At 36.8% G+C, this 18505-nt stretch carries 14 protein-coding genes; 13 read left to right on the forward strand and 1 reads right to left on the reverse strand.

The window, feature by feature from the left end; genetic code table 11:
- Nucleotides 1-33: 33 nt before the first annotated feature.
- The 9 genes from ACP8HH_RS04795 (at nucleotide 34) to ACP8HH_RS04835 (ending at nucleotide 13757) form a co-directional block, all read left to right on the forward strand.
- Nucleotides 34-1086 carry a M42 family metallopeptidase gene (locus ACP8HH_RS04795; RefSeq protein WP_438316587.1) on the forward strand — a complete coding sequence of 351 codons (1053 nt, stop codon included), beginning with the start codon at nucleotides 34-36 and terminating at the stop codon, nucleotides 1084-1086.
- A 13-nt stretch (nucleotides 1087-1099) separates the two neighbouring features.
- Nucleotides 1100-2584, forward strand: coding sequence for a UDP-N-acetylmuramoyl-L-alanyl-D-glutamate--2,6-diaminopimelate ligase (locus ACP8HH_RS04800; protein WP_438316590.1), 1485 nt, complete (start codon nucleotides 1100-1102; stop codon nucleotides 2582-2584).
- A 120-nt stretch (nucleotides 2585-2704) separates the two neighbouring features.
- Nucleotides 2705-4279, forward strand: a complete 1575-nt coding sequence (locus tag ACP8HH_RS04805; protein WP_438316593.1) for a peptide chain release factor 3 — start codon at nucleotides 2705-2707, stop codon at nucleotides 4277-4279.
- Nucleotides 4280-4518: 239 nt separating this feature from the next.
- Entirely contained in the window at nucleotides 4519-7587 is a 3069-nt protein-coding gene (locus tag ACP8HH_RS04810) for an efflux RND transporter permease subunit (RefSeq protein ID WP_438316596.1), read from the forward strand.
- A 106-nt stretch (nucleotides 7588-7693) separates the two neighbouring features.
- A complete protein-coding gene (locus ACP8HH_RS04815; RefSeq protein WP_438316599.1) occupies nucleotides 7694-8782 on the forward strand; it encodes an SDR family oxidoreductase in 1089 nt (362 codons plus the stop codon).
- A gap of 244 nt (nucleotides 8783-9026) precedes the next feature.
- Nucleotides 9027-9782 (forward strand): TerC family protein, encoded by a 756-nt coding sequence (locus tag ACP8HH_RS04820; RefSeq protein ID WP_438316602.1) that lies wholly within the window; start codon nucleotides 9027-9029, stop codon nucleotides 9780-9782.
- A 259-nt stretch (nucleotides 9783-10041) separates the two neighbouring features.
- A complete protein-coding gene (locus tag ACP8HH_RS04825; protein ID WP_438316605.1) occupies nucleotides 10042-11388 on the forward strand; it encodes a TrkH family potassium uptake protein in 1347 nt (448 codons plus the stop codon).
- Between the two features lie 380 nt (nucleotides 11389-11768).
- Entirely contained in the window at nucleotides 11769-13208 is a 1440-nt protein-coding gene (locus ACP8HH_RS04830) for an ATP-binding protein (RefSeq protein ID WP_438316608.1), read from the forward strand.
- A gap of 108 nt (nucleotides 13209-13316) precedes the next feature.
- The gene (locus ACP8HH_RS04835) at nucleotides 13317-13757 is read left to right on the forward strand and encodes a MarR family winged helix-turn-helix transcriptional regulator (RefSeq protein ID WP_438316610.1); all 441 of its coding nucleotides are present in this window, start codon (nucleotides 13317-13319) and stop codon (nucleotides 13755-13757) included.
- Nucleotides 13758-13816: 59 nt separating this feature from the next.
- Here ACP8HH_RS04835 and ACP8HH_RS04840 read toward each other — a convergent pair whose 3' ends face one another.
- The gene (locus ACP8HH_RS04840; RefSeq protein ID WP_438316613.1) at nucleotides 13817-14506 is read right to left on the reverse strand and encodes a hypothetical protein; all 690 of its coding nucleotides are present in this window, start codon (nucleotides 14504-14506) and stop codon (nucleotides 13817-13819) included.
- Nucleotides 14507-14788: 282 nt separating this feature from the next.
- Between ACP8HH_RS04840 and ACP8HH_RS04845 the strand changes: the two genes are divergently transcribed.
- From ACP8HH_RS04845 to ACP8HH_RS04860, 4 genes are read left to right on the forward strand one after another with little or no spacing between them, the layout of a single operon-like run.
- On the forward strand, nucleotides 14789-14998 hold the full coding sequence (locus ACP8HH_RS04845) for a Spo0E family sporulation regulatory protein-aspartic acid phosphatase (protein WP_438316616.1): 210 nt from the start codon (nucleotides 14789-14791) through the stop codon (nucleotides 14996-14998).
- Nucleotides 14999-15017: 19 nt separating this feature from the next.
- On the forward strand, nucleotides 15018-15953 hold the full coding sequence (locus tag ACP8HH_RS04850; RefSeq protein ID WP_438316619.1) for an AAA family ATPase: 936 nt from the start codon (nucleotides 15018-15020) through the stop codon (nucleotides 15951-15953).
- Nucleotides 15953-17116, forward strand: coding sequence for a DUF58 domain-containing protein (locus ACP8HH_RS04855; RefSeq protein WP_438316623.1), 1164 nt, complete (start codon nucleotides 15953-15955; stop codon nucleotides 17114-17116). The genes ACP8HH_RS04850 and ACP8HH_RS04855 overlap by 1 nt, the downstream gene beginning before the upstream one ends.
- Entirely contained in the window at nucleotides 17103-18332 is a 1230-nt protein-coding gene (locus ACP8HH_RS04860) for a hypothetical protein (RefSeq protein WP_438316626.1), read from the forward strand. Before ACP8HH_RS04855 ends, ACP8HH_RS04860 begins: the two co-directional genes overlap by 14 nt.
- Nucleotides 18333-18505: the final 173 nt, after the last annotated feature.

Raw genomic sequence — 18505 nt, forward strand, 5'->3', positions numbered from 1 at the left:
ATAATAAAAGCTGTAAGAAAAGGGGAATCGCCAATGATTAAAAAGTATGATGAAAAATGGACACTCAGTCTTTTACAGAAACTTGTGGAAACACCAAGTCCGTCAGGTTATACAGGACGAGTTATGAAGCTGATTCAAAATGAGTTGGATGCCCTAAAAGTGGACTATAAAAAGACCAATAAAGGGGCAATTATTGCAACGATTGAAGGGGAAAATACGGAACGTCATCGCTTACTGACAGCACATACAGATACTTTAGGAGCAATGGTTAAAGAAATAAAAAGCGATGGTCGTTTAAAACTGGCAATGATTGGCGGTTTTAATTGGGATGCGGTTGAGGGAGAATATTGTCATATACATACTGCTTCTGGAAAAGACATTCGTGGGACAATTTTAATGCATCAAACGACAGTACATGTTTATAAAGATGCCGGTAGTGCAAAACGAAGTGCAGAAAATATTGAAGTGCGAATTGACGAGAAAGTTCTGAAAGCCGATGAAACACGTGAACTTGGTATAGAGGTCGGGGATTTCGTTTCTTTCGATCCACGCTTTGAAGTTACTATGAGTGGTTTTGTTAAATCACGTCATTTAGATGATAAAGCGAGTACTGCTCTTTTGATCGAATTAATACGTTCATTAAAACAAGAAGAAACGAAGCTTCCTCATACAACTCATTTTTACATTTCAAATAATGAAGAAATTGGGTATGGTGGAAACTCCAATATTCCCGAGCAAACAGTTGAGTATATCGCAGTTGATATGGGAGCAATTGGGGATGGACAAACCTCTGATGAATACACCGTTTCCGTTTGTGCAAAAGATTCGAGCGGACCTTATCATTATGATTTAACGCAACATTTAACAGGTCTTTGTAAAACGAAAGATATTCCATTCAAGTTAGACATATATCCGTATTATGGTTCCGATGCTTCCGCAGCAATTCGAGCAGGATTTGATGTGAAGCACGCTTTATTTGGACCGGGGATTGAATCGTCGCATGCACTTGAACGTACTCACGTTGATTCCCTAGAAGCGACAGCGAAACTTCTTTATGCATATGTAACATCTGAAATGATGGAATGAACGGGGGTTTATTATGGAAACAAAAAGATTAATATCAGTTTTACCAATCAAACAAGTAATTGGTGAATTGCCAAATGAAGTGACAGATTTGGCAGTTGACTCACGTGCAGTAAGTGCAGGCGGAATGTTCGTCTGTATTAAAGGACACACTGTGGACGGACATAATTTTGTACAAAAAGCGATAGATTCCGGTGCACGTGTTATCGTTGCGTCACAACCCGTTGATGTAGATCCTGATAAAGTGGCAGTTGTTCTTGTAGAAGACACTTCACGGGCGATTGGTTTACTTGCTGCCTGCCATTACAATTATCCTTCAAAGGAAATGACGCTAATTGGTGTTACAGGGACAAATGGTAAAACAACGGTTAGTGGCATCATTCAATCCATACTTCAGACAGCTGGAGAAAGTTCTGCTATGACTGGAACGATTGGTTTTGAATTAAATGGAACATTATATGAAACTGAAAATACTACGGGGGATGCATTAACGACCCAAGCTATGATTGCACAGGCCGCAAATGAAGGTTGTACAACGATGACGCTAGAAGTTTCTTCACACGGTCTCATCGAAGGACGTCTAGCAGGTGCGGAATTCGATATCGCGATTTTTACAAATTTAACGCACGATCATTTGGATTTCCACGGAACGATGGAAAACTACGGAAACGCGAAAGCACTGCTGTTCTCCCAATTAGGACAAGATTTTTCGAAACGGAAGTTTGTTGTTCTTAATGCAGATGATGCTTGGAGTACGAAATTGTTGGACAAAACGTCCTATCCTGTGCTCACATATGGAATTCAAAATGAAGCTGCGTTTCGCGGAACAAATATAAACTTAACAGCAGATGGTACATCCTTTACGTTATTGTCACCAGAGGGTGATTACGATGTTGAAATGAATTTAATTGGAGAATTCAATGTTTCAAATGCTCTTGCGGCAATTGCTGCTTTGTATGCAAAAGGTATGATGATAGATGATATCGTTAATTATCTAGGGGAAATAACTGCTATTAAAGGTCGTATGGAAAAGGTGGAAACAAATCTACCTTTGACGATTTATATCGATTATGCTCATTCGCCAGATGCCATCGAAAAAGCGATTACCTCTGTATTGCCATATAAAAAGAACAAGCTTATATTTGTGATAGGAACTGGAGGCAATCGTGATCGCGTAAAAAGGCCGATCATGGCAGAGAAAGCTTCTATTGCCGATTATGTTGTTCTAACAACCGATGATCCAAGGGATGAAGCATATGAAACAATTTTAGCGGAGTTAGCTACGGGCATGAAGCATGACAATTATGCCTGTATTGGTGATCGAGTTGAAGCGGTTCGACATGCGATATCGATCGCTGAACCAGATGACATCGTAATATTCGCCGGTAAGGGACATGAAGATTTTCAAATAATTGGTTCTGTGAAATATCCGCATTCAGACGCTGACATAGCCCTTTCTGAAGCGGCGAAAAAGTTTGGTACGGGTGCGGTAGAAAAATAGTAAGTAGTGCTGCTATTATTTTAAGGCTGTACTACTTCTTTACTCTAGAAAAAAGTGTTGATATCCGTGTAAGTAGTCACTATGATTAGGAACAGCAGAACAGAAGGAGAATATATTAGTATGGATAAACCTATCAACGAAGAAATCGCGTCTCGTCGGACGTTTGCAATTATTTCTCACCCAGATGCGGGAAAAACAACAATCACAGAAAAACTACTTTATTTTGGCGGAGCAATTCGAGATACTGGTACTGTAAAAGGAAGAAAGAGTGGAAAGTTTGCGACATCAGACTGGATGGAAATTGAGAAACAACGTGGTATTTCAGTTACATCATCTGTTATGCAATTCGACTATGACGGAAAGCGTGTAAATATTCTAGATACACCTGGACACGAAGATTTTAGTGAGGACACTTACCGTACTCTTATGGCGGTAGATGCCGCGGTTATGATGGTGGATGTTGGGCGAGGGATTGAACCGCAAACGATTAAGTTATTCAAAGTTTGTCGCATGCGCGGAATTCCAATCTTCACGTTCATCAATAAAATGGACAGACAAGGTAAAGAACCGCTTGATTTAATGGAAGAGCTTGAAGAAGTGCTCGGCATTGAATCGTATGCTATGAATTGGCCGATAGGTATGGGGAAAGAGTTCCTTGGTATTTACGACCGTTTTAATAATCGTATTGAGCAAGTTCGCGTAAAGGATGAAGAACGTTTTCTTGAATTGAATGAAGAGGGTGGACTTTTAAAGCCCCATCCAATGACGGAAACCTCATATTATAAACAAGCAATGGAAGAAGTACAGTTGCAAAATGTTGCAGGCAATGACTTTGATGTAGATCGAATTGCAAAAGGTGAGCTAACACCGGTGTTCTTCGGAAGTGCCTTAACAAGTTTTGGTGTGCAAACATTTTTAGAAACATTTTTACAATTTGCTCCCGAGCCGCAACCACGAATTACGAAAGATAAAGTAGAAATCGATCCATATTCTAAAGAGTTCTCAGGATTTATATTTAAAATCCAAGCGAATATGAATCCTGCACATCGAGATCGAATTGCATTCGTTCGAATTGTATCAGGTAAGTTCGAACGAGGAATGACGGTCTCAGTCCCTAGGATTTCTAGAACATTTAAATTAACACAAACGACACAATTTCTTGCGGATGATCGGGAAATAGTGGACGAAGCAGTTGCAGGAGATATTATTGGAATTCACGATACGGGGAATTACCAAATTGGTGATACGATAATTGGTGGGAAGTCATCGTTTGTTTTCGATGCGCTGCCACAGTTTACACCCGAATTATTCGTTCGAGTAACTGCGAAAAACGTAATGAAATCAAAACATTTCCACAAAGGAATTTTACAACTAGTACAAGAAGGCGCAATCCAATACTACCGTACTTTACACACTGAAGAAGTGCTACTTGGTGCGGTCGGACAACTGCAATTTGAAGTTTTCGAGCACCGAATGAAAAACGAATACAATGTAGAAGTGCGTATGGAACATCTGGGGTCGAAAGTCGCTCGTTGGATTGAAAATGAGAGTGATGTATCGGAGTCAATGGCCGGACAACGTGCAATGCTCGTAAAAGATCGGCATGAAAAGCTCGTGTTTTTATTTGAAAACGACTTTGCAATGCGTTGGTTCCATGACAAACATCCATCCATCAATTTGTATAACTTACTGTAATATAAAACCCGAAAAGACGATTTTTCGTTTTTTCGGGTTTTACTATGAAATAAAATGAGTATCTTATTTGAACTCCTACTAATTTTTCCCTATGATAAATACAGGTTATAAATTCATACTGAAAAACTTTTACTTTTATTAGATAGTAGAAGTGATTTTGATTAGTATTTTAATTCGAGTAGTCTTAAAAGCCTGTCACTTATGCCAAGGTGTAATTGATATAAAGAAAGGAAGAAGACATGAAAATTAGTGACTTTTCCATAAAAAGACCGGTATTTACAATCGTTATAATGTTTCTTGTTATTATTCTTGGAGCTGTTTCCTTTTTCCGCATCCCCGTAACTTTAATTCCAGAGTTGAATCCACCAATAGCGGTTGTTGTATCCAGTTATCCTGGTGCTTCTCCAACAGAGGTCAGCGAGAAAATTACAAAGCCCCTTGAAAATAGTTTGTCAACAACTCCTGGACTAAAATCCATACAGTCCACGTCTCAAGAAGGAGCCAACTTTATCCTTCTAATGTTCGATTGGTCAACGACAATCGATGATGTTCAAATGGATTTATTGCAACGAATCGACCAAGTACAGATGCCCGATGGTGCAAATAAACCACGCTTTCTAAAATTTGATCCCGCACAATTTCCAGTTATTCAACTATCGCTTAGAACGGATTCTAAAGATACAGATATCCGTGTTTTAGCAGAACGATTGGAACTTGAACTGCGTCGAACTAAAGGCGTAGCAAGTGTATCCGTTTCCGGTCAATTAATTGAGGAAGTACTAATAACTTTAGATCAGAAAAAGCTTGAGAAAAATGGCCTTGCGCAGGAAGATATTGTCCAACTTGTACAAGCGAATAATGTCTCAATGCCAGGTGAGCCAATTGAAACAACGGATGGAAAACAACTTACGACCCGAATCGTCAGTACATTAACGAATGTCGATGAAATCAAAGACTTAATTGTATCCGTAAATCCAGTCGACGGTAAAAAGTTGCGAATTCGCGATGTTGCGAAAGTTGAACTCGGAGAAGCGGAGTCTGCTACAAAGACGCGTGCAAACGACGAGAACGCTGTTTTAATGTCTGTCTTGCAGGAATCTGGTGCAAACACTGCCGATGTGTCAACGTCTTTCAAAGACGCTCTTGACAAACTCCTTAAGACAGATGAATTTAAAGATGTGAAATCGGATATTTTGTTTGACCAAGGTGATTACGTCAAACTTGCTATTGGAAATATTGGCCAATCACTAATTCTTGGTGGAATATTTGCAATGCTTGTGTTGTTCTTTTTCCTTAGGGGAATAAAGAGTCCACTAATAATAGGTGTAGCGATACCTTATTCGGTAATCGTCACGTTTGTCCTAATGTTTTTCGCAGATTTCACACTTAATATCTTAACTCTAGGTGCCCTGGCACTTGGTATTGGGATGCTTGTAGATAATGCCATAGTCGTTATAGAAAATATTGAACGACATCTTGCAATGGGTAAGGAGCCGCGTGTAGCTGCTTCCGAGGGTTCAAAGGAAGTAGGAGGAGCAATAATTGCTTCGACGTTAACAACACTTGCTGTATTTGTCCCCGTTATATTCATCAGTGGATTAATCGGACAGATTTTCACAGAATTTGCTTTAACGATTTCATTTAGTTTGTTTGCATCACTTATTGTGGCCTTAACTGTTGTCCCAATGATGGCAAGTCGTATGTTGAGAAAGCCTAGGAAAAGTGTTGAGGCTAGACGACGCCGTTCAAAAACACTAAATAACTTTACAAGATCTGTGATATGGTCATTAAAACATCGCTTCATCATTTTATTGCTAACGACTGTCCTACTTGCCGGTAGTGGGTTTGCACTAATGAAGGTTGGCACAGAATTTCTTCCGGCGACAGATGAAGGATTTGTTAGTGTGTCCGTTAAATTACCAAATGGTTCTTCGCCAAGTGCAACAAATGATGTTGTAAAACGTATTGAAGAAAAGTTGAAAAAAGAGAAGGATATTGAAGTATATGTAAGTTTGGTAGGGGGCACGCAAGAGAATCTGGCCCAAGGTACTTCTAAGTCCAACGTCGCTGAGATGTATGTGAAACTTGTTCCATTGTCTGAACGTAAACGATCGGTCTTTCAATTCGTCGATGAAGTTCAGCCAAAAGTGTTAAAAGAAATTGGAGATGATGCAAGTATTAGTTTCGACTTGCAAACCGCATCGGGTTCGACTCCAAATGCACTAACGTTCTCACTTAAAGACACGAATGAAAAACAGTTAAATGAAGCTGTAACTAAGTTGAATAAAGAACTTGTGAAACTTAAATCCGTTACGGAAGTTACAAATAATCTTCAAAATACGGTTGAAGAAATTCGTATTGAAGTGGATCGTGACCTTGCTTCCGAAAAAGGGCTTATGCCGTATCAAATTGCTCAAACAGTGAACAATGTCACACGTGGTTCATTAACTACGCAAATCATTGGTGATAATAATGAAGTGTATGCGGTCTATGTGCAGTATGATAATAAATTCCGTAATAGCATTGATGAGTTGAAAAAGCTCAAACTTCGAACACCCGCTGGTGAATTTGTAGAACTTGGTAAAGTTGCTAAAATCGATATTGCTGAAGGACCCGTTTCTATTCAACGTGTTGACCAAGCGCATTCCGTTTCGTTTAATGTGAAATACGAATCGACTGAGTCACTCGGTGATATGACTACGAAAGTAAACGAAACAATCGACAAACTGAAACTTCCAACTGAAATTGAAGTTGCATATGGTGGAGACCGGGAACTTTTTGAAAGTGCGATTAATGATATGTTAATGGCAATTATCCTTGCAATTGTTCTCGTTTATATTGTTATGGCTGCTCAGTTTGAGTCATTTAAATATCCATTAGTAATAATGTTCTCAGTGCCACTAATGATTATTGGTGTAGCAATCGGATTGTTCGTAACGAATACACCAATTAGTGTTACCGCAGTAATAGGGATTCTGGTTCTCGTTGGAATTGTAGTGAACAACGGGATTGTCCTTGTCGACTACATTAATCAGAGAAAAGAAGCTGGGCTTAATTCTTACGATGCGATTGTTGTCGCTGTTTCGGATCGAGTACGTCCAATCTTGATGACGGCACTTACGACCATCCTAGGCTTGTTACCACTGGCACTAGGAATTGGTGAAGGTACTGAAATGAACCAGCCTATGGGAATAGCCGTTATCGGTGGACTTCTAAGCTCGACGGTTTTAACACTGTACATTATTCCGATTATTTACAGTTTATTCGACCGAGAAACAAGAAAACGAGCAGTTGCGAAAACAAAATAAGTTATATGTTTAATTTAGAGTCTCCTTTATGGGGGCTCTTTTATTTCTGAAAATTCTTTTAAAGGTAAAAATAAATGTTATACTGAAATAAAAAGGGGTTATTCAAATGAAGGTCCACTTCCTTACTGGATTTCCGGGGTTTATCACGACAGAGCTGATTAAAGAACTAATAAAAGAAGGAAATTCAAATCTGTTTTATGCGCTTGTATTACCAGAGCAAGTGGATTTTGCAAAACGTAAAGCGGATTCAATGTTGAAAGAATTAAATTCAACACATTCGATTAAAATTGTAGCGGGGGATATAACGAAACCGAACTTGGGAATGAATGAAGTAGTACTTCAAGAATTGTATGAGAAAACACTAACAGTATGGCATCTTGCAGCGATATATGACCTTGCGGTAAAAGAAGAGCTTGCATGGAAAGTAAATGTGGAAGGCACTATAGTGGTGAATAAATTTGTTCGGAGTCATCCGGATATACTTAGATATATGTATTTTAGTACTGCGTATGTCGCGGGAAAACGGGAGGGTAAATTACTCGAAACCGAATTGATTCGACCGACTTCGTTTAAAAATTATTACGAGGAAACAAAGTTTGAAGCCGAACTACTTGTAGAAGAATTGAAAGATCTAGTAGCGATTACAATCATTCGTCCTGGAATTGCTCGAGGGCATTCAAAAACTGGGGAAACAATAAAATTTGACGGTCCTTATTTCTTCATGAATATGATTGATCGATTGAAATGGCTGCCCATAATTCCGTATGTTGGAAAGTCAGAAGCATTTTTAAATGTTGTCCCAATCGACTATATTATTAGTGCATCGGTATATCTTTCAAGCCATTCGGCAGCGGAATCTCAGACAATTCATTTAACGGATCCGACCCCGCACCCCGTAGAAGAGATCTATAGGGCAATGGTTTTCGAGGTTACTGGGAAAAATCCTAAAGGTAGATTTCCTAAAGTTTTGGCTGCAAAAGCATTAACGTCGAAAAGAATTCAACAAATGCTTGGTGTGGAAGCTGAAACGCTTGATTACTTAACATGGAATGCAATGTTTGATACGACAATAGCGGACAGACTCCTTGAGGAAAGTGAAATTCATTGTGCTGATTTCATTAAATCGATTCCTGCTATGACTGTTTTTTACAATCAAAATAAAAACAATGCGGACTTTCATATAAAAATTGTTTAACCCATGTTTACATTTCAGTAAGCGGTGTTATAATAAGGGAAAGAGCAACCAAAACTTAATAACTTTTGACTTATGTCAAGGGGGAGTAGCTATAGGGAAACCTATTTCATAGTCGTCAATACGTGGCTTTTGCCATCGGTTATGATAGCTGGATTTTTTAAAATTTAAATTCCGACTTAGCGAGACCTTTGCCTATTTATTAGGTGAGGGTCTTTTTATATATTTATTATTAGGAGGAATTATTTTGGATACTATTTTGTTACAATATGCATGGGTACTATTAGTGCTCATCATACTTGAAGGACTGTTAGCAGCAGATAATGCCGTAGTAATGGCGGTTATGGTAAAACACTTACCCCGTCTTGAACAGAAGAAAGCTCTATTCTACGGATTATTTGGAGCGTTTGTTTTCCGTTTTGCGGCTTTGTTTATGATTACTTTTCTCGTTAATATGTGGTGGATTCAAGCACTTGGTGCAGCGTATCTTCTATTTATATCCGGTAAGAGTATTTACGATCAACGAGCCCAAAATAATTCAGAGCATGACCTAAAGGCCGGTAAAAAGTCTGGCTTCTGGATGACCGTTCTAAAAGTAGAGCTCGCAGATATTGCTTTCGCTTTGGATTCAATGCTTGCTGCTGTTGCGCTTGCTGTTACACTTCCTGAACTTGGAGATTTTGAAATTGGTGGAATTAACGGCGGACAGTTTACCGTCATGTTATTAGGCGGTATTATTGGACTTGTCATTATGCGATTCGCAGCTCGCCAGTTCGTACAATTATTAGAAAAGTATCCGTCTTTGGAAACCGCAGCATTTTTAATTGTAGGATGGGTTGGAGTGAAATTACTTGTAATGACACTTGGCCACCCGGAATTACAAATTATCGATCCAGCGTTTCCACACTCGTCTCTTTGGAATTCAATTTTCTGGATTGTCTTAGCAACAATTGGGGTTTTCGGCTATTTCAAAGGTGTTCGACAAAATCGGAAGATAAATTAATCGAACTAAGTTATTTTAGAACCGACTGCATATTTTCTGTAGTCGGTTTTTTGATCTGTATTCAGGTAAATGATTTGGGCGCAAGTACGTTATATCTTTAATATTCGTGAATCTTGTGGATTAAAGTCGGAAATTTGGGGGATATTTTAACAGAGCATAACTTAAAATTGTCGTATTTTACATCAAATCCTTTCTTTTTGGTTACAAGTTCCCTAAAATGATAAGATGATCACCTGAATTGGGAAAGGAACTTAATCACATGAAATTTATTGAAACAATCCGTAATTTTACACCTGTTCAAAAAATCGTCTTTTTTTACTTTTTGGCAATTGCTTTTTCTTTTCTATTATTGAATTTGCCAGGTGTTTATTTACCAGGAGTAAAAGTTCGTTTTATCGATAGTTTATTTACTGCAGTTAGTGCCGTAAGTGTAACGGGCCTTACTTCAATTACGATTGCGGACACTTATTCAGTTTTTGGAATATGTATGATTATGATTGTTTTGCAATTTGGGGCTGTCGGAATCATGTCGATTGGTACGTTTTTCTGGTTGATTGTAAGAAAACGGATTGGTATGAGCGAACGCCAATTAATAATGTTGGATCATAATCAATATAATCTTGCAGGTGTTGTTCATCTGATACGAGAAATTGTGAAAATTATATTTATGATTGAAATCATTGGTGGAATCTTTTTCACCCTTTATATACAAAAGTATTACGATACATTTAATGAAGCGCTACTTCATGGTTTTTTTATGGCGGTTTCAGCTACGACCAATACAGGATTCGATTTAACTGGTGATTCACTTCTTCCATATTTCAATGACTACATCATTCAAAGTGTAACAATGGTATTAATAATTCTAGGTGCAATTGGTTTTCCAGTACTCATCGAAGTGAAAAGCTATTTTTCAAAAGAGGTTCCAAACTTTAGATTTTCCTTATTTACTAAAATTACAACCGTAACATTTGGTATGCTTCTTCTCTTAGGTGCAATAATAATATTTATACTTGAATCAATGAATTCATTCAAAGGAATGGCTTGGCATGAAAAAATCTTTGCTTCCATATTCCATTCGGTTTCATCGAGATCTGCAGGACTTACGACATTCGATATTACACAGTTTAGTGATGCAACAGATATATTCATTAGCTCGCTTATGTTTATTGGAGCATCCCCAAGTTCGGTTGGTGGAGGTATAAGAACAACGACATTTGCGATTGCAATTTTATTCCTCATTAATTTTGCAAAAGGTAATGAATTTATTCGTATTTTTAATCGACAAATTAAGCAAGTTGATATATATCGATCTTATGCAGTAATTTTACTTGCTGGAATGATGGTGATGGTGACTTTAATTATATTAAGTGTTACAGAACCTAATCAAACAGCTATAGCACTTTTGTTTGAAATTACTTCAGCATTTGGTACATGTGGTATGTCACTTGGCATTACTAGTGATTTATCGACAATTGGTAAATCGATTATTATGATATTGATGTTTATAGGAAGAGTAGGGCTTATATCCTTTCTTTTCACTTTGGGAGGAAAAAAGAAGAAGACACATTATAGTTTTCCTGAAGAACGAGTAATTATTGGTTAATGGACTGGGCTACATCCTTTTAACGAGGACGGGCCTTTTTTCTTTTAAGCAGGACATACTACTGAAAGTATAATGAAATTCTGTAATTAATAAATAGGTAAAAACTATCGGGTGAAAATAACTATTAACCTTTTATTTTGTTTATGGATTTATATTAAAAAAGTACTTTTACACCAATATAAATTATAATATTCACTACATTTTACTAAAGTTATATTAAACAAGTATATAATGTATATGATAAAAGGCCTAAATACCTATACCCATTCACTTGGATATATGAAATAATTTGAATATACAATATACTTACTCGGTATTTTTTAGCATAAAAAGGTGTTTTTTTTCATACTGTCTTTATATAGGAGCAGGAGGGAATAAATTTGTATAATGGTAGTGCTGAATCTTTAGTAGAAAACATAATTCTTTTTAATAATTCAAGTAAACCCGTCGTAATAATGGATCTAGACGGGAACTTTGTTAGTAGTAACGACCCGTTTAAAAAGAAAATTAACAACCATAAATTAAAAAATATTAAAGAGTTAATTGATGATTCAACAGTTGAAATATGGAATGAATATATGGAAATTACAAAGGAGAAAGGAAAATTTTCCTTTTTCATGCCTATTCAAGTGAGTTCTAAGTTAATGGACACGTATAAAATAGAAGGCATTTATTGTACTACTAGCAATACTATATTGGTTACTTTTAAATTAAAAAAAGAATTGAAGAATAGAGCAGAATTAACTTATAGAAGTGCTTTTAATACTTCAGAGAGTTTAATGATCCTTGTAGATGAATGTGGTATTGTACGGGATATAAATGATATGTGTTTTCTATATTTTAATTTAGACCGAAATTGTTTTGTTAATAAACCAATCGATCTCATAATAAGTTTATTTTCAAAAGATGATCAAATAGTTACTGAATATATAGAAGAAATTATAGAAAATGAATATACTGAAGTACTGATAAATTATGAAAAAACACCGGGGGATGTACATTTTTTCCATGTCATCACTCGTTATGATAAACAAACAGGTTTTTATTTAACACAGATAATAGATCGAACAGAGAAAATTAGCCTTGAAGAGCAATTGGAACATAATAATGCTTTGTCCTCAGTTGGGCAACTAGCGGCAAGTATTGCACATGAGATTCGAAATCCGATGACCACTTTAAAGGGATTTACACAACTACTAAGAATTTCAGCATCTGAAGAATCGAAGAGATATCTATCTGTGATTGACGATGAAATTGTACGAATGGAATCCATTTTAGGTGAAATGCTTATTTTGTCAAAACCGAGCAATAACGACAAAACCCCCATTTCTATTAAGAATTTAATGTCGGAGTTAATTCGAGTCATACAGCCAAAAGCAAGATTGGCAGGTATAATCATTATAGAAAGCGATAATTCGCTTACAAATGATTTTATATATGGCGATGTGATAAAACTTAAACAGGCATTTTTTAATTTATTGAAAAATGCACTTGAATCTATGTCGTTCGATGGAGTTTTGACAATTGATATAACAGAAGTGGGAGAGGAAGAAATTAGTGTAGTGATTCAGGACACGGGTAAAGGAATAAAGGAGAATCAGTTGACTCAAATCTTTAGGCCTTATTTTACGACACGACCTGAGGGAACTGGGTTAGGATTATCATTTGTATTAAAAACAATTGAAGATCATGGTGGAACGATATCGGTAGAAAGTGAAATAGGGAAAGGTTCAAAGTTCATTATTTCGTTCCCTAAAGCAATTGGCTACAGTAATGTAAACGAAAAAAATATTTCAACTGCTTCGGCTTGGTTTGATTGAAAAAAATGGTATTATTTTCGGAAGATAAATCAGGTTTTTGACATTTTTACGTTAGTCCCGTTATAATATAGTTAACTTCAAAACGGGCAAACAAAGGGTGAAATAGATATGACTACGAATACTGAAACAGCTTTAAAATTATTTATTGTTCTTACTAGGGCAAGTAAGGTGATTATGGAAGAAGCGCATAAGCCAATTGAAAAGTATAAATTAAATCCAACTGAATTTGCCGTTCTAGAACTACTTCATCATAGAGGTCGTCAGCCGATTCAGAAAATAGGACAAAAGATTTTGTTGCGCAGCGGCTCAATGACATATGTAGTAGATAAGCTTGAAAAAAATGGACTGCTCGAACGGGTTTACTGCAAGGTAGATAAACGGGTTACGTTCATGTCCATTACAACTAAAGGCGGAGAGTTAATGGATTCTATCTTCCCGGAACATGCTGAAAATATTGAATCCATTATGTCCGCATTGTCCGAAGAAGAGCAGGAATTGGCAATTGGGCTTATAAAGAAACTCGGTCTTTCTGTTAAGAATTTATCTTGAAAATTAATATAGTCAAAGCAACGTCTACATAAGACGATGCTTTGACTTTTTTTTATTTATTAATTCTTTAAAATTGTTTCAGCCATCAGAAGGAATTCATCTATGTGATCAGCATTTGGAGTATCGAAAATAGTAAGTTTAACGACCAGTCCATCTTTTTTAAAGACAATGCCTGTTACGGGTGTTGCATCTGCTGTTACGAAGTAGCCGTCCGCGTCTTCAATAGCATCACCCATAGGCAATTCTGTAACGGCTAATTTATCCGGTGTAGAACCGCCGCTAGACGCTTCCAGCACGACAATTGTGTTTTCAACTGCGTATTCATAAGTACCTTCATCATCAGCCATTGTTTCGATACGCATAAATACAGAGTCATTATCAATTACATAAAGACTATCGCGACCCGGTTCTTCGCTTGCTAACTTGTATGTTGGGAGCAACAAAATAGAATAATCTTGCTCGTCGCTCTTAGTTTGAATTGCTTCTGTTAAGAGATCATCATTTTTCTTTGTACTATCAGTTGAGTCCTCTTTGTCAGTTTCAGATACAGGTTCCGAAGACTCTTCTTCTTTATCTACTTTCTCGCCTTTATTATCTTCGACTACACTTTCATCTGAAGTCGTCCCTTCGGTAGCTGTTCCATTGACTTCTTTGTCTTTCGTTTCATTGTCGGTGTCATTCGTTCCACATGCTGCTAGGAGCAAGACTGTTGCTATGGCGACATATAATAGGTTCCATTTCTTTTTCATATAAACTCCTCCTTATATAATTGGACGTCCATATGGCAAAGATGTTTCACACATCTTGGAAGAGAAAATGGGTTTTCTCTTAAAGTCCTTTGTTATCAGTTTGCCTTAAAGTAGCACTTGAGTAAAGGACTATCTTAATGATGGTTCCATAGACATAGTACAGTTTTTTGTTGTAAGTTGTTGTAACCTGTCTGAATTTGTTGTTATTTCTTTCGTCAGTCAATTCAAAATTCCTGTATAATATATACTAGTGTGTTCATTGAAAGAAGGAAGGTTTTTGTTTTGGATAGACTGTTGGAAATTGAAATTGAATCGATACGCAAGGAAATGATAAAGAAAGCATTAGAGATAGGATTTAATAACCCTGTTACACTGAAGATAAGTTGTAAACTTGATCAGTTGCTAAACCAACTTGAAAAGAGAAGAAGAACAAGAATGTTTTATGGAGAAAAAATAAACGCTTGTACCAAAGAACGCTTGGAAAAAATTTAGAAAGTATGGAGGGATATTTTTGTCTACAATCGAAAATTTTAAAAATGAGCTGAATAGGGCTATTATAGGTCGAGAAAAAGAATTCGACTTTATGTTAATCGCTTTGCTGCAAGAAGGACATGTTTTATTGGAAAGCGTACCAGGCTCTGGAAAAACAATGATGGCAAAAAGTTTTGCGAACGCTTTCAGGGGTGAATTTACACGAGTGCAGTTTACACCTGATGTATTGCCATCCGATGTTACGGGTATTCGCTATTTTAATCCTGGGACACAAGAATTTGTTTTAAAGGCGGGTCCTGTATCGACGAATATATTGTTAGCAGATGAAATCAATAGAGCAACACCCAGGACACAGTCCAGTTTATTAGAATCAATGGAAGAAAAACAAGTAACAATTGATGGTGAGACATTGAAGCTTCCAACCCCTTTTATGGTTATCGCAACACAAAATCCGATTGAATCACAGCAAGGTACTTTTCCTTTACCAGCTGCTCAACTGGATCGGTTTTTATTTAAATTAAATATTGGTTACCCGACATTTGAAGAAGAGCATTTAATACTTAAGCAGTACGGAAAAAATCCAGGTGCAATTACAACAGCATCGGTTATCGGACCGGTAGAAGTAGAGAAATGGTCTATTGAGGCAAGTGAGGTAATTGTTCACGAAGATTTAGAAAAATACATATTAAAAATTGTACACGCAACTAGAAAACATCCATTTTTAGAACTTGGTCTTAGTTCTAGGGCTGCACTCGCAATTTTGCGGGCGACAAAAGCACATGCCTACATTACCGGTAGAGGTTATGCGACACCAGATGATGTAAAAGCAATACTAGAACCAGCGGCGTTGCATCGTATGGAGTTGTCGACAGAAGGAATGTTAACGAAAAATTTAAATGAAGTATTGAAGGAAATAATAAATTCAATTCCAACCCCCATAGAGGCAACGGTTTAATGAAATGGCTTCGTTTGGAAGAAGGGTTCAAAACATTACATCAGACTATGACTGTATCTCTAGTATTTCTGTTGTTTGCAATTATTTTTCTTCAAATTATTCCCGCGGCTTTATTTGCAGCAATTTTTTTCATGTGCGTTTTACAAAATGTTTATTATTTGAATGTCGGAAAAGATTTAGTATTTCTTCCAAATGAAAATCAAACCCGTTTCTTGATGGATACGGAAAATAATCTGGTGCTTGAATTTGAAAATGGGAAAACACCGATTTGGAATGGAATATTGACGCTTTCTATTCAAGATGCAGTCGTTCCTCTTGTGGATGATAAATCACATTTTAGTGGGATCTTCGATTTCGCTGTTCCATTTTCTGCGGGAAGTCGTGAAGTAATTAGTATCTCCATACCGCTTAAGGGGAGAAAAAGAGGATTATCTCGTATTACTCGAATTACATTAGACGTTCCACATGTTTTCGGTGAGGGTTCTATCTTAATGGAGCTCAACGATCCGGTTATGTCCGAAAGCCTTGTTTATCCACAGATTGTTCCTTTCGGTGACCAATTAAATCCAGCCCCATTTAAACCTGGTGAGCTAGGGCAAAGACAGTCGTTATACCAAGATGTTTTTCAGCCAATTGGAACGAGGGATTATGTGTATTCGGACCGATTCGATCAAATCCACTGGAAAGCAAGTGCTCGAATGCAGAAATTACAAACCAAAGAATTTATGCCGGTAACTGAACAATCGGTTTTATTTATATTAAATGCAATTGAAAAACAACGAACAGTAGATGATTTTGAACATAAAATTGAGCGTTTGGCTTCTTATGTAGATTACGCTTTACGAAATGACATCCCATTTGCAATTATCGTCAATATTCGTACGTTTGGAACTACCCCTTATATGCATCTCACAACAGGAAGTGGTAAGGTGCACTATCAAAAAGCTCTAGAAATGCTCGCGCGACTATCGGAAAGAAATGCAAAAATTCCATTTGAAATAGTCTTGCAAAGTATTCAGGCGCAAGGTTTTCTCCCACCGACAGTTGTTTTAATAACTCATGAACCTGAACGTTACCTGAACTTTACTAGTAAATGGTCAACGCATAATCGGGTTGTTATTGACAGTTTCTACGAAAGGGGCGAGACCGTTGCAATTAGGTAAAGTTTTTCGACAAGGGATTGGACTGAAAAATTCAGAAAGTTATATATTGGAACTGTTTTTACTTGTTTATCCTTTGATTCTTATTGGAGGGGGCGCATCTCTCCAACCGTATTATGTATTAATCGCATTAGCACTAATTATGGGTTTGACTACATACTTTTTATTTTCTGTAGTCCCTTATTCTGTCATCATCGGATTAGTTCTTTCCGTTTTTATAGCGATACCATTTTATTTGATTGGATTACAGATTGCACCGGTAATCTTTCTGTTCTGCTATATAGCATGGCGAACTCATGCGAATTTTAGTTCAGAGCGTTTGAATCGTATGCCATTTGTTCTCATAAATACGGTTGTCTTCGCTTGTTTTTATTTATTTACAAGAACATTTTTTTTCAAAACGCATGCGATTGAAGTGAATACAATTCATGCTACATTATTTATTGTCACAACAATTCTATTTGTACTCATTCGTTTTCTTACAACTTGGGTAAGTGGTAGAAAAATGCCTGGCTTTCGTTTATCAGAACTAAGTAAAATCTTTGGTAGTATGTTTGGTGTAGGTGTGGTTGTTTTACTATCCGTATACTATTTTATCGATACGATTCGAACAGCAATCATTTCAATCTTCAGTTTTTTATTCGGTGGACTATTTTTGTTAATTGCAAAAGCCGTTACCCCCCTTTTGGATTTATTTAATGAATGGATTTTGAGAAATCAAAGTTCGGATAAAGAAGAAGTTGAGATGGGAGAACCAGATGAAGCAATACAAGAAGGACAAGTTATTTCGGATTTCGATTTAAATACGTACTTTATAATTTTTGCAATTCTTATTGCGATCGGGGTAATCATTTATATACTGAAAAGTCGTAAACTGGCTATTAAAAATGTAGCTGAATCTAAGTATTCAATCCGTTCTGGAGGAAAAAAACAGAAGCCAGCTGTTCAATTAATGTATGATTACTCTAAAGCGACAAACTTAGTACGTACCACATACTTAGACTTTGAAAAAGAAGCCATTCGAGTTAAGTCGCCAAGATATGCAGGGGAAACGGTGAAAGAATGGTTTGCAAGAATGAGTTGGGAAAGTAGTTACAATCTTTTTGACACGTATGATAAGGCTCGATATGGCTCTCTATCAATATCTAATGAAGATAGTGAACGTTTTGTAGAAGAGCTAGAAGAAATTAAAAATAAATACTTTTCAAACAATGTTTAAACTATAATGAAAGCGGGGACAATAAGAAAGAACACAGCAACATTCTCATTTCCCCCTTTTGAGGACGCACCCAGTTACTGGGCACGTTCTCCTTTTTTTTTGCGAAAATTGGCTAATTAAGAGATATAAACACTTTTTTTTGGTACGATTAAAAAAATAGGATTAAAAATGGA

Source organism: Sporosarcina sp. FA9, from assembly GCF_051550205.1.
GTDB lineage: Bacteria > Bacillota > Bacilli > Bacillales_A > Planococcaceae > Sporosarcina.

Excerpts from the sequence above, each read along its gene's own strand:
- ACP8HH_RS04795 (WP_438316587.1), top strand. The coding sequence starts at position 34 with ATGATTAAAAAGTATGATGAAAAATGGACACTCAGTCTTTTACAGAAA.
- ACP8HH_RS04800 (WP_438316590.1), top strand. The coding sequence starts at position 1,100 with ATGGAAACAAAAAGATTAATATCAGTTTTACCAATCAAACAAGTAATT.
- ACP8HH_RS04805 (WP_438316593.1), top strand. The coding sequence starts at position 2,705 with ATGGATAAACCTATCAACGAAGAAATCGCGTCTCGTCGGACGTTTGCA.
- ACP8HH_RS04810 (WP_438316596.1), top strand. The coding sequence starts at position 4,519 with ATGAAAATTAGTGACTTTTCCATAAAAAGACCGGTATTTACAATCGTT.
- ACP8HH_RS04815 (WP_438316599.1), top strand. The coding sequence starts at position 7,694 with ATGAAGGTCCACTTCCTTACTGGATTTCCGGGGTTTATCACGACAGAG.
- ACP8HH_RS04825 (WP_438316605.1), top strand. The coding sequence starts at position 10,042 with ATGAAATTTATTGAAACAATCCGTAATTTTACACCTGTTCAAAAAATC.
- ACP8HH_RS04835 (WP_438316610.1), top strand. The coding sequence starts at position 13,317 with ATGACTACGAATACTGAAACAGCTTTAAAATTATTTATTGTTCTTACT.
- ACP8HH_RS04840 (WP_438316613.1), bottom strand. The coding sequence starts at position 14,506 with ATGAAAAAGAAATGGAACCTATTATATGTCGCCATAGCAACAGTCTTG.
- ACP8HH_RS04855 (WP_438316623.1), top strand. The coding sequence starts at position 15,953 with ATGAAATGGCTTCGTTTGGAAGAAGGGTTCAAAACATTACATCAGACT.